The following is an 11,864-nucleotide window of genomic DNA, read 5'->3' as shown; positions in this document are numbered from 1 at the left end:
GCTAGCGGAGCTTCCTCGGCCGCGCCGGCGGCCTAGCGGGCCGCGGTCCGCTCGGTCGGCGCGACGGCCGCGTACGCGGTGCACTCGGCCGTGAAGGTCTCGCCCAGGTCGGTCGTGACCGTGATCGGCGCCTTGATGCGGCGGGCGTCGCCCTCGGCGGTGAACTTCACGGTCACCAGTTGCTTGGTGTCCGCCGTTTCCGGGGCGTCGAACTCGAAGCCCGGCTTCTCGCACCGCACGCCGGTGATCGTGAACGGGCGCTTGCCGCGAACCAGCAGCCGCTTGGTCACGGTCTGGCCGGGCTCGACGTCGCCGAACACGAGCGTGTCGGGCGACACGGTCAGCTCGGGCCGCACCTCGGCGACCACGTCCAACGGGATGCGGGGATTGGCCGCGTCGGAGGTCACCAGCACGAGCGGCGTGCGCATCACGCCTGCCGGCGCGGTGTCGCGTAGCCGAACTACCAGGTCGTAGATCACCCGGCCGCCGTTGCGCGAACGCTCGACCAGCTCGGCCTCGAGGTGGTCGTTGGTGCTCCGCACGTCCTGGATGCTCCACCCGCTGTGGCCCGCGTAGCTGACCGTGACGGTCTTCTCGCTCGGCGAACCCTGGTCGATCTGGCCGAAGTCGACGCCGCCCGGTTCGAACACCACGTCGCCCCGGATGTTGCCGTGCACACGGAGCTGCACCTGGGCCGAGTACGGCTTGACGATGTCGACCGTGAGCGTCGCGCTATGGACGCCCGTGAACGTGCGGGTGTTGAACTTCGCGACGACGTAGCCCACTTCGAACGACTTCAGCTCGGTGTTCTCGAGCGACGGCGTCGTGCAGCCGCAGCTCGACCGCACGCCGCCGAGGACGACGTCTTCCTTGTACAGGTTCTTGACGGGGAACCGGTAAACTGTGTCCGAACCGCGCGCCACCACGCCGAAATCGTGGTCCTTTTCCTCGAACATCTTGCGGGCCCAATCCTGGGCCGCTGCGGGCGTGCAGAGCAGGCAGGCCGCGGCTATCCCAGCGGCGAGGCGGCGGACGGACGGGCACTCGGAGGGACGCGTCATTGGGGCTCGGTGGGGCTCGCAGCGGCTGTGAAACACATGAAGCGGCGATGCAAAGGGCGCGCCGCCCGTAGCATCCGGTAAAAGTAGGTCCGCTGGCAATCCGCATCGGAATTTCTCGCGATTTTCCCCGGCCCGTTCGCCAACTCTGCGGCGCCGCCCCGGCCGGTTGTGCCGGTCATGCGGGCCCTAGCGGCGGCGCCCCCAGGCCGGGCGGCCCGATGCGGCTGGAATAGCGAGAGCGTATAAAGATGGCCAACCCCCTCCGACGCCAGCCCGCCAACCCGCCGCCGTGAACCGCGACCGTTACCGCCGTCTGGCCGTTGTCGGCGTGGGGCTGATCGGCGGCTCGGTCGCCGCGGCTGCCCGCCGCCGCGGCTTGGCCGAGCGGGTCGTCGGCGTGGTCCGATCGGCCGAGCGGATCGGCCGTGTCGAGGCCTGCGACCTCGTCGATGAAGTGACCGCCGACCTGGCGGCCGGCTGCCGCGACGCCGACTTGGTCGTCATCGCGACGCCCGTCGGCACGATCGCCGCGCTCGCCCTCGAAGCGGCCGAGCACGCATCCGCCGACGCGGTCCTGACCGATGGCGGCAGCACCAAGGCCGGCATCGTCGCCCACGTAACGCGCCGCTGCCCCCGCTTCGTCGGCGCCCACCCGCTAGCCGGCGATCACCGGACCGGTCCCGAAGCGGCCCGCCACGACCTGTTCGACGGCGCGGTCACCGTGCTCACGCCGACCGACGACAACCCGGACGACGCCGTCGGCGCCGCCCGGCGTTTCTGGGAGGCGCTCGGCTCGCGCGTCGTTACGACGACTCCCGAGCGGCACGACGAGCTGCTCGCCCTCACCAGCCACGTGCCCCACGTGGCAGCCGCGGCGGTCGCCGCCACGACGCCCGCCGACGCGATGCCGTTGGCCGCCACCGGCTGGGCCGACACGACGCGCGTCGCCGGCGGGTCGCCCGACCTGTGGCGCGAAATCCTGCTGGCCAACCCGGGCCCCATCGCCGCGGGCCTGCGGCGGCTCGCTACCGAAATCGAGGCGTACGCCGCGGCGCTCGATCGCCGCGACGCCGACGCCCTCCAGCGCCTGCTCACCGAAGGGAAGCGACGACGCGATGCTCTGGGAAGTTGACATCCTGCCCGCCGACGACCGCCCCGACCTGCCGGCCGAGCGGCTGACCGAAGAGGCGGCCCACGCCGGCTACGAGGCCGTTCGCGCAGCGACCGCGCGCGGCTACCTGATCGAGGGCGATTCGCTCGACGCGGCCGCGGCCGATGCGATCGCGCGGCGGCTGCTGGCCGACCCCGTCGTCGAGACGCCGCGCGTGGGCCGCGTCGACGAGGCCGACCTGCTCGCCCCGCCCGCTCGGCTCGGCGGGGCCGACGCGCGGCTGCTTGCCGTGCTGCCGAAGGTCGGCGTCATGGACCCCACCGCGCAGAGCGCCGAGCGGGCGATCGCCGACCTCGGCTACCCCGGCGTGCGGACACGCACACTCCGCAAGTACTGGCTGGCCGGCGTCGACCAGCCCCGCCTGGAAGAGTTCGGCCGGCGGCTGTTGGCGAACGACGCGATCGAGCAGCTGGTCGTCGGCCCGATCGGCATCGACCGCTTGCCCAGCGGGGAAAGGTACGCGTTCGAGCTGAAGCGGGTCCCGATCACCGGCCTGGACGACGGAGCGCTCGCGCGGCTCAGCCGCGAAGGCCAGCTCTACCTGCAGCTCGCCGAGATGCAGACCATCCAGCGGTACTACCGGGAGTTGGGGCGCGAGCCGACCGACATCGAGCTAGAGACCCTCGCCCAGACCTGGAGCGAGCACTGCAGCCACAAGACCCTCGCCGGCCGGATCGCGTACCGCGACGACACGACCGAGCGCCGCTTCGACAACATGCTGAAGGAGACCATCTTCGCGGCCACCCAGAAGCTCCGCGCCGACTGGGGCGAGGGGGACTGGTGCGTGAGCGTGTTCCGCGACAACGCGGGCGTGGTCCGCTTCGACGAGACCGACAACGTCTGCTTCAAGGTCGAGACCCACAACCACCCGTCGGCCCTGGAGCCGTACGGCGGCGCCAACACGGGCCTGGGGGGCGTGATCCGCGACACGCTCGGCACCGGGCTGGGCGCGAAGCCGATCGCGTCGACCGACGTGTTCTGCTTCGCCCCGCCCGACACGCCCGACGCGAGCCTCCCGCCCGGCGTGCTCGCCCCCCGGCGGGTCATGCGTGGCGTGGTCGAGGGCGTGCGGGACTACGGCAACCGGATGGGCATCCCGACGGTGAACGGGGCCGTCTGCTTCGACCCGCGGTACCTGGGCAACCCGCTGGTGTTCTGCGGCAACATGGGGCTGATCCCGCACGACAAGTCGTTCGGCGAGCCCCAGCCGAACGACCTGATCGTCGCCGTGGGGGGCCGCACGGGCCGCGACGGCATCCACGGCGCGACCTTCTCCAGCGCCGAGCTCACGCACGAGAGCGAGTCGCTCTCCGGCGGCGCGGTGCAGATCGGCAACGCGGTCGAAGAGAAGAAAGTGACCGACGTGCTGCTCGCCGCGCGCGACCGCGGCCTGTTCAACGCGGTGACCGACTGCGGCGCCGGCGGGTTCAGCAGCGCCGTCGGCGAGATGGGCGAGACCATCGGCGCCACCGTGCGGCTCGAAGCGGCGCCGCTCAAGTACGAGGGGCTCAGCTACACCGAGGTCTGGATCTCCGAGGCGCAGGAGCGGATGGTGCTGGCCGTGCCCGAGGCGCACTGGGACGAGCTGCGCGAGCTGTGCGAGTCCGAGGGCGTCGAAGCCACGGTCATCGGCCAGTACACGCCGACCGGCGAGCTGCTGCTCACCTACCACGGCGAGACCGTCGGCCGGCTGCCGATGAGCCTGCTGCACGACGGCCGCCCCCCGGTCGTCCGCGAGGCCGCGTACTCGCCCCCCGACGTGCACCCGCTTCACGCCCCGCAGCGCGACAACTACACCGAGGACCTGTTGGCGATCCTCGGCTCGCTCAACGTGGCGAGCAAAGAGTGGGTCGTCCGCCAGTACGACCACGAGGTCCAGTCGGGCAGCGTGGTCAAGCCGCTGGTGGGCGCCGAGGCCGACGGGCCCGGCGACGCGGCCGTCGTGCGGCCCAAGCTCACCAGCCACCGCGGCCTGGTGATCGGCTGCGGCATCAACCCGCGCTTCGGAGACCTCGACCCCTACTGGATGGCCGCGTCGGCGATCGACGAAGCGATCCGCAACTGCGTGGCCGTGGGCGCCGACCCGCGGCGGATCGCCTTGCTCGACAACTTCTGCTGGGGCGACTGCGAACGCAGCGCGACGCTCGGTTCGCTCGTGCGCGCGGCGATCGCTTGCCACGACCTGGCGATCGAGTTCGGCGCGCCGTTCGTCAGCGGCAAGGACAGCCTCAACAACGAGTTCAGCTACCTCGACGCCGACGGGCAGAAACAGACCATCGCGATCCCTCCCACGCTACTCATCAGCGCGATGGGCCAGATCGCCGACATCGGCCGCGCGGTGACGATGGACATCAAGCGAGTCGACAGCCGCGTGTACGTGATCGGCCGCACTTTCAACGAGCTGGGCGGCTCGCACCTGGCGCTGGTCAACCGCCTCGAAAACGGCGTGGTCCCGTCGGTCAACGCACCGGTCGCGCGGGCCGCTTACGAGGCGGTTCACTCGGCGATCGAAGAGGGCCTGGTGCTCGCCTGCCACGATTGCAGCGAGGGGGGCCTAGCGGTCGCCCTCGCCGAGATGGCCTTCGCCGGCGGGATCGGTTTGAGGGCCGACCTGGCCGACGCGCCGCTCGCCGGCGAGTACGCCAGCGGCTACGACCGGACAGCCGCCGCGCTGTTCAGCGAGTCCAACAGCCGCCTGGTGTGCGAGGTCGCCGAGGCCGACGCCGATCGCTTCGAAGAGCTGATCGCCGGCACGGCCCACGCCTTGATCGGCCGCACCTACGACACGCCCGCCCTAAGCCTCCTGTACAACGGCGCCGAGGTGGTGAACGCGTCGCTCGGCGTGCTCAAAGAAGCCTGGCAGGCGCCGCTCCGCTGGTAGGGAGTACGGGGTTGGCTGGCCACAGGAATCGACGGGGCCGTACAGTTCCTTGAGTTGCGAGGGCGCGTTCAGCCGCCGGCGCCGGGCGCCGGCGTGAGTTCATCTCCTCGCCCCCATCGATCCTGACCTCCCGCTTCCAAACCGCAGCCCCAACGATCCCCCGCAACGCATGGCGACTCCCACAGTTCTCGTGCTCCGCTCGCCCGGCGCCAACTGCGACGAAGAGACCGCCCACGCGTGGCGATTGGCCGGCGCACAGGCCGAGCGGGTCCACGTGAACCGCGTGCTCGAAGCGCCCGAGCTGCTCGACGGTTACCAGGCGCTCTGTGTGCCGGGCGGGTTCAGCTACGGCGACGACATCGCGGCCGGCCGCGTGCTGGGCAACCAGCTCAAGCTCGGCCTGGCCGACGCGCTCCGCCGGTTCCGCGACGCGGGGAAGCTCGTGCTGGGCGTGTGCAACGGGTTCCAGGTGCTGGTGAACACGGGCTTGCTCGACCTGGAGGACGAGTCGGGGCAGCTCGCGTCGCTGACGTGGAACAACCACGGCCGGTACGAGGCCCGCTGGGTCCGATTGGGAGTCGACCCGGGACGCTGCGTGTTTCTCCAGGGGCTCGACCGCCTCGAGTTGCCGATCGCGCACGCGGAGGGCCGGATCGCCACGCGCGGCGGCGACGCGCTCGGCCGGCTGGTCGACGACGGCCGTGTCGTGCTGCGCTACCGGGGCGCACAAACCGACGCCGGCGACAGCGTGCTCCCCTTCCCCGCCAACCCGAACGGCTCGGTCGGCAACGCGGCCGGCTTGACCGACTCTAGCGGCCGCGTGCTCGGCCTGATGCCGCACCCCGAGCGGTTTCTGTTCGCGACCCAGCACCCCACTTGGACGCGTCGGCGCGCCGAGGGGGGCTTCGATCCGCACGCCGACGGCGACGGCCTACGCCTGTTCCGCAACGCCGTGGCCTACTTCGGCTGAGCCGCCCCGCTCGCCGTGCGGGTGGGCCGGCGGGCCACGCCGGGCGTTTGGATCGCGCGCAGCATGACCGCGTCGACTTCGGCTTGGACCGCGCCGGCCGTCGTGAAGGTGAGTTGCAGCTGTGTGTCGGCGCGCGTCGCACGCAGCAGCCGGAACGGCCGCCACGCGCCGCCGGTGTCGCCGACGCGGAGCGTCAGGTCGGGCCCGCCGAGCGTGTCGCTCACGATCAGGCGGCCACCACTGGCCGACTCGACCCGCGCCCAACCGGTGACCTCGACCGTTTCGCCGGGCGCCAATCGGAGCGGCGGCGACTCGATCGACGGCGCGGCCCGCGTGTCGCCACGCAGCCGCAGCACCTGGTCTCCGTGGACCGCGTCGGCCTCGACCAGCTCGACGGCCGCCGCGTCGGCTGCCGGCGGCCGGCGCCAGCCGTGGCTGCGGGCCTCGTCGATGTCCTCGAAGCTCCCGCCTTCCAGGCGGTTCGGGCCCCGCGGGCTGGCCGCCAGGATCTGGGCCAAGCGGAAGTGGGCCGTCAGGGTGGCGGGCGTCAGCGCCAGCGGCGAGCTCTCGGCGGCCGGCCCGTCGGTCGCTAGCGTGCGGCGCTGCGCGTCGGCCTCGGCGCAGAACGACAGGCACCGCAGCGCCTCGTCGTACGCGACGCGGTAGTCACGCCGCGACGCGGCGACCCTCCACGCGGCCAGCCGCTGTTCGGCGAGCCGCCGAGTTTCGGGCGTGAGGGACTCGCACAGGCGGAGCGTCGTTTCCGCGACGAGCCCGGCTGTCCTCGACGCGGCCGGCCCGGTCTCGGCCGTGTACTGTCGGAGCGACCGCACCAGGCGCGCATCGGTCGTTATGAGCAGGTCGCCGGGCGTAGCCGCGTCGGGCAGCGCGGTCGCCGACCCGCCGGCCAACGAGCGGGCGCTGTGGTCAGAAACCCCTGCCGGCGTGACGCGGTACACAGCGGCCGGATCGGGCCCGTCGTCCAGAGCACGGGGGGGCTCGCCGCTCGCGGTGGCGGCGCGCAGCGGGCGGATCGCCGCGAGCCGTGTCGAGCCGCGCGAAAAAAGCGTCGCGGGCGGCGGCTGGGCGGCCGGGTCGGTCGCGACCGACCTCGGGCCGACGAGCCAAGGCTCGATCAGCCGCAGGCGGCGGTTGAGCGTCTCGAGCCAACCGGCGGCCGCGTAGGTCGCGTCGTCCGCGCCGGACAACGACGACGAAGCCGTGAACGCGACGCCCATCGCGCCGGCCCGCAGCGACGCTTCGGCCGACTCGGCCACCTCGGCCGGCGGCCGCCACGTGGCCGCGACCCCCTCGCCGAGCAACGCGTCGAGCTGCACAGTGGCTCGGCTGTCGAGCTCCAGCGGGACCAAGCCGACGACGGGCGAGCCGGGCGGGACCCGCTCGGCGCTCGGCAGCCGGTCGGCGAGGTCGATCAGCACGCCGTCAACGACCCGCGACCAACGCTCGGCGCCCTCCACGACGTGCGCCAGCAGCGGACGCAACGCGGCCTCGGGAAGGTGGCGGACGCGGTCCGCCTCGGCGAGGCCCGCGTCGAGCCGCTGCGGGTCGCAGCGACCGGGCAGGACCCAGGCGAGCACGCGGTCCCAGTGCCCCGCGCGGGCCGCTTCAACGTTCTCCGGCGGCGGGCAGAGGATCCGCAAGCGGTGGTGGGCGGCCTCGGCAAGCTCCTGGGGCGAAGCCGTCTGGTCGAGCCAGACCGTGTTCAGCCCCCGCGCGGCCAGCGCTTCGTAGGGCTCGCCGCGCCAGCGCCAGATGCGTGGGAAGTAGGACTTCTCGTCGACGCGGAAACCGTCGCTGCGGAGCGTGACCTTCGTGGGCGACAGGCGGCCAGCGCCGGCGTCGGTGACGGTCGGCAGGATCGGGCCGTTCTCTGCGGGCGAATCAACAATGCCGCTCGTCCGCAAAGGGGTTACGAGCGACTCGATACGCAGCTCGTCGACGAGCACCTCGGCGGGCCGTCCCGCGCCGGGCGCGACCACGCCGACCCGGTCCACGTACGCGCCGCGGGTGTCGAGCCGTCGCCCGGCGTTGGCGAGCATCCAGACCCGCGCCTGGCGCTCCAACCTGATCGGCAGGCGATCGAGCCGCACGGTCCCGCCGCGGGGGCCCGATGTGTCTTGCGGTTCGGAGCGCACGGCGAGCCGGACCGCTGGCTCATCCTGCTGCGCGGCGTAGGGCAACACGATCTCGGCCGCCAGCGCCACGCCGGGGCTCGAGCCTCGTAGGTCAGCCTCGATGGCCAGCTCGTCGATCACCGCGGCGGGCGGGGTGCGCCGCCACAGGCCAGCCGCGTAACCGGCCGGGGCCAGGTAGACGAGCCGCTCCATGCCGCGGTCGCTCTCGGCCCCGGACGCGGCCTGCCGCACCCGCTTGCGCTCCACGAGCCGCGCGCCCGTGTCGGCGTCGATGTCCCAGACGGGCGTCGGCTCGTCGTGGCTGTCGGTCCAGACATCGGCCAACGCCGCGCCGGGCAGGCGCCACCCGAGGAGCACGACAAGGCCCCAGGCGGCCAATCGAGCGGCGGCGCGTTGACTAGTGGGCATCGGCGGGGGGGATCCAGACAGGGGGGAGCGGCTGCCCCCGTAGCAGGATTTTTGCACCAAGGCGAGGCGTCCTTGTGGCGAAAAGCCCACACAGGCTGGTTTCGGGCCGTTTCGGCGCCAACTGCTTGAAGGCACGTAAGTTCTTGCCTTAAAATCGGTTGCGGCGTAGCCGAGGACCACGCGAGTGGGGTGCTGGCACGCCGACTGCTTCCGGGTTGGACCGTCCAACCTTCTCTGGAGACCCGCACCGATGCCCAACACGCACTCCTCGGCTGCCTCGACCCTCGACCTGCCCTCGGACCTCGTGCAGCTCGCGTCGGCGATCGAGTCGCTGCCCACCGAGCACGCTCAGGCCCTCGCCCCGCTGCTAGAGCGGGTCATCGAGAGCACCGGGCGTCGGCGGCGGATCCTGGCGCTTGTGCAAGACGCGCTCGGCCAATTGCGGCTCGACATGAAGTACCTGATGTTCGACCTCGAAGCGACGCGCCGCGAACGCGATGAAGCCCACAGCCGCCTCGAAGAGCAATCGGGTGGTTCGGACGACGGACACGACTTCCAGGAGTAGTCGGCTCGAGGGAGGCGCCAACCGGCCGGGCGACGCCGGGCCCCTGCCGCCTATCCGGGTCCGGCACGCGTGTCGCTGCTGGCCCTTGAGTTCTGCGATCCCGCCCGCCTCTCACCTTCCTGCCGATGCAAGCCCCGTCGACCGCCGAAGAGCTCGCGCGTTTCGCCGTCGACGTGGGCGTGGCGACCGACGCCAAGCTGCAATCCGTTTGGGCCGAGGTCGGCGGCGGCGGCGGCGCGGGCGTCGATGAGTTCGCCCAGGCGATGGTCCGCAAAGGGCTGGTGACCAACTACCAGCTCGAGCGCCTGCAAAAGGGCCTCCGCGACGGCTACATCTACGGCGACTACCGCGTGCTGTATTGCGTGGGCTCTGGCACCTTCGCACGGGTGTTCCGCGCGGTGAACATGAACACCGGCGAGATCCACGCGGTCAAGGTCCTTCGTTCCCGCCACAGCAACACCCAGAAGGCGGATTTCTTCCGGCGTGAGGGAGAGCTCGGCAAGAAGCTGCAGCACCCCAACATCGTGCCGATCCACGACGTGGTGTCCCGCGGCGGCGTGTCGTACATCGTGATGGACTTCATCGAAGGGCGCAACCTGCGCGACCTCTACAAGGTGCGGAAGAAGTTCGCTTGGGACGAAGCCGGCGGCATCCTCTGCGACGTGCTCGCCGGCCTGCACTACGCGTTCGGCCAGGGGGTCACGCACCGCGACCTGAAGATGTCCAACGTGCTAGTCGCGTCGGACGGCGTGGGGAAACTCGTGGACTTTGGCCTCGCCGCCCTGGACGGCGTCGCCGGCGAGGACTCGGGCGTCGACCGCACGGTGGAGTACGCCGCGCTAGAGAAGGCGACCGGCGTCCGCAAGGACGACACCCGCAGCGACGTGTTCTTCGCGGGCTATATGCTCCACCAGATGGTCACGGGGGTCGCCTCGCTGCCGGAGGGCCGCAACCGCGCGCAGCGGTTCACGCGCGACGTGTTCGACGCGATCAAGCCGGTCATCGAGCTCGCCCCCAGCGTGCCGATGCCGCTCGCGATGGTCCTCAGCCGCGCGCTCGAGATGGACCCCGCGAAGCGTTACCAGACGCCCGGCGATATGCTCACCGAGCTGAAGCTCGCGATGCGTCGCGCGAAGGGCTCCGAGAACGCGATCAACGAACGGAGTTTGGAGGACCTCGAAGGGATCGGCGACGACGGCAAGCCGCGGCGGATCCTCGTGGTCGAGTCCGACAAGAAGCGGCAGGACGTGCTCCGCGAGCTGTTCAAACGCAACGGCTACCGCGTGCTCGTCGCGTCGGACGGCGCACGGGCTCTGTCGCGCTTCACGACCGACCCCTCGGCCGCCGACATCGTGCTGTTCTGCGGCGCCTCGCTCGGGGCGGACGCCGTTAGGGCGTTCAACCAGTTGGGCGAGGACCGCGGCACCGCGACGGTGCCGGCCGTGTTGCTGCTCGAAGAGAGCCAAGCGAACTGGGCCGACGCGGCCAAGGTCAACGACCACCGCGGCGTGGTCTCGATGCCCGTGAAGCTCCGCCGACTCCGCGAGGCCGTGCTCTCGGCCCTCACGGCCCGCAAGGGCGTCGCCAAGACGGCCTGACCCACCCTCCCCCGCGCCCCCGCCCGGCGCAGCGAACGAACCGCCGGCAGGAGGCCCCGTCCGATGTTGAGTCGCGTGCTCGGGCACGACGGGGCCAAGGACCGCTTCGCCCGCACCATCGCCGCGGGCCGATTGGCGAGCACCTACCTGCTCGTGGGCCCCGCCGGGATCGGCAAGCGGCTGTTCGCCGGCGAGCTGGCCGCCGCGCTGGTTTGCGAGCGCGACGGCCCCACCACGCTCGAGCCGTGCGGCCGCTGCGACGCGTGCCAGCTCAGCTCGGCCGGCGCGCACCCCGACGTGCTCGCCGTCGCTCGCCCCGAGGGCCGGTCGAGCCTGCCGCTGGAACTGTTCATCGGCCCGCCCGACAAGCGCCACCGCGAAGGGCTGTGCCACGACCTGTCGCTGCGCCCGATGCGCGCCGGCCGGCGGATCGCCATTATCGACGACGCCGACGACTTCGGCGTCGAGACCGCCAACGCGCTGCTCAAGACCCTCGAAGAGCCCCCGCCCCGCTCGCTGATCCTGCTGGTCGGCACGAGCCTCGCGCGGCAGCTGTCGACCATCCGTTCGCGCTCGCAGGTCGTTCGTTTCCGCCCGCTCGCCGACGAGCAAGTCGAGGCGGCCCTTTCGGCGTTGCACGGCGACCTGCCGCCGCACGAAGCGCAGCGGCTCGCGCAGCTTGCCGGTGGCAGCGTGGGGCGTGCAGCGGGGCTCGCCGAGGGCGACCTGGTCGCCGCTTGCCGAGAGGTCCTGTCGTGCCTCGATTCGGCCCGCACCGAGCCGCTCCGCTTCGCCCAGACGCTCGAACAGCAGAGCAAGGCCGCCGGAACCGAGCCCCGCTTGCGACGCCGCCAGCTCCACGAGCTGCTCGGCGCGGTGGCCCGCCGGCTGCACGAGCGGCTGCTCGAGTCGTCGACCGACACACCCACCGCCGACCGACTGCTCGAGGCGCTCGACGCGGTGATCGACGCCGAAGAGGCGCTTGCGCGGAACGTGAACCAGTCCGCCCTGGTGCAGCGCCTGGCCGAGCGGCTGGCTCGTTGCGCGGCTTGAG

Annotated in this window: 8 protein-coding genes; 6 read left to right on the top strand and 2 right to left on the bottom strand. The window is 71.9% G+C overall.

Translation table 11 applies throughout. The features are described 5' to 3' along the window. Positions 1-32 precede the first annotated feature (32 nt). The gene (locus tag RIC11_RS12465) at positions 33-1,061 is read right to left on the bottom strand and encodes a DUF1573 domain-containing protein (RefSeq protein WP_350211702.1); all 1,029 of its coding nucleotides are present in this window, start codon (positions 1,059-1,061) and stop codon (positions 33-35) included. Positions 1,062-1,350: 289 nt separating this feature from the next. Here RIC11_RS12465 and RIC11_RS12460 point away from each other — a divergent pair, with 289 nt between their 5' ends. The 3 genes from RIC11_RS12460 to RIC11_RS12450 all read left to right on the top strand — a co-directional run bounded on the left by RIC11_RS12460 (position 1,351) and on the right by RIC11_RS12450 (position 6,083). Further along, the gene (locus RIC11_RS12460) at positions 1,351-2,193 is read left to right on the top strand and encodes a prephenate dehydrogenase (RefSeq protein WP_350211700.1); all 843 of its coding nucleotides are present in this window, start codon (positions 1,351-1,353) and stop codon (positions 2,191-2,193) included. Beyond that, positions 2,177-5,113, top strand: coding sequence for a phosphoribosylformylglycinamidine synthase subunit PurL (purL, locus tag RIC11_RS12455; protein WP_350211698.1), 2,937 nt, complete (start codon positions 2,177-2,179; stop codon positions 5,111-5,113). Before RIC11_RS12460 ends, purL begins: the two co-directional genes overlap by 17 nt. A 169-nt stretch (positions 5,114-5,282) precedes the next feature. Next, the gene (locus RIC11_RS12450; RefSeq protein WP_350211696.1) at positions 5,283-6,083 is read left to right on the top strand and encodes a phosphoribosylformylglycinamidine synthase subunit PurQ; all 801 of its coding nucleotides are present in this window, start codon (positions 5,283-5,285) and stop codon (positions 6,081-6,083) included. Here the strand turns inward: RIC11_RS12450 and RIC11_RS12445 are convergent. Continuing rightward, positions 6,071-8,647 (bottom strand): hypothetical protein, encoded by a 2,577-nt coding sequence (locus RIC11_RS12445; protein ID WP_350211694.1) that lies wholly within the window; start codon positions 8,645-8,647, stop codon positions 6,071-6,073. The genes RIC11_RS12450 and RIC11_RS12445 overlap by 13 nt on opposite strands. A 250-nt stretch (positions 8,648-8,897) precedes the next feature. Here RIC11_RS12445 and RIC11_RS12440 point away from each other — a divergent pair, with 250 nt between their 5' ends. From RIC11_RS12440 to RIC11_RS12430, 3 genes are all read left to right on the top strand, one after another. After that, a complete protein-coding gene (locus RIC11_RS12440; RefSeq protein WP_350211692.1) occupies positions 8,898-9,212 on the top strand; it encodes a transcriptional regulator in 315 nt (104 codons plus the stop codon). Positions 9,213-9,337: 125 nt separating this feature from the next. Beyond that, on the top strand, positions 9,338-10,810 hold the full coding sequence (locus RIC11_RS12435; protein WP_350211690.1) for a protein kinase domain-containing protein: 1,473 nt from the start codon (positions 9,338-9,340) through the stop codon (positions 10,808-10,810). Between the two features lie 63 nt (positions 10,811-10,873). Beyond that, positions 10,874-11,863 (top strand): DNA polymerase III subunit, encoded by a 990-nt coding sequence (locus RIC11_RS12430; RefSeq protein ID WP_350211688.1) that lies wholly within the window; start codon positions 10,874-10,876, stop codon positions 11,861-11,863. Position 11,864 lies beyond the last annotated feature (1 nt).

Source organism: Botrimarina sp. (assembly GCF_040219535.1).
GTDB lineage: Bacteria > Planctomycetota > Planctomycetia > Pirellulales > Lacipirellulaceae > Botrimarina.
The sequence above is the reverse complement of the archived record's forward strand: the minus strand, read 5'-3'. Positions and strand labels throughout refer to the sequence as shown.

Excerpts from the sequence above, each read along its gene's own strand:
- RIC11_RS12450 (WP_350211696.1), top strand. The coding sequence starts at position 5,283 with ATGGCGACTCCCACAGTTCTCGTGCTCCGCTCGCCCGGCGCCAACTGC.
- RIC11_RS12435 (WP_350211690.1), top strand. The coding sequence starts at position 9,338 with ATGCAAGCCCCGTCGACCGCCGAAGAGCTCGCGCGTTTCGCCGTCGAC.
- purL (WP_350211698.1), top strand. The coding sequence starts at position 2,177 with ATGCTCTGGGAAGTTGACATCCTGCCCGCCGACGACCGCCCCGACCTG.
- RIC11_RS12440 (WP_350211692.1), top strand. The coding sequence starts at position 8,898 with ATGCCCAACACGCACTCCTCGGCTGCCTCGACCCTCGACCTGCCCTCG.
- RIC11_RS12445 (WP_350211694.1), bottom strand. The coding sequence starts at position 8,647 with ATGCCCACTAGTCAACGCGCCGCCGCTCGATTGGCCGCCTGGGGCCTT.
- RIC11_RS12430 (WP_350211688.1), top strand. The coding sequence starts at position 10,874 with ATGTTGAGTCGCGTGCTCGGGCACGACGGGGCCAAGGACCGCTTCGCC.
- RIC11_RS12465 (WP_350211702.1), bottom strand. The coding sequence starts at position 1,061 with ATGACGCGTCCCTCCGAGTGCCCGTCCGTCCGCCGCCTCGCCGCTGGG.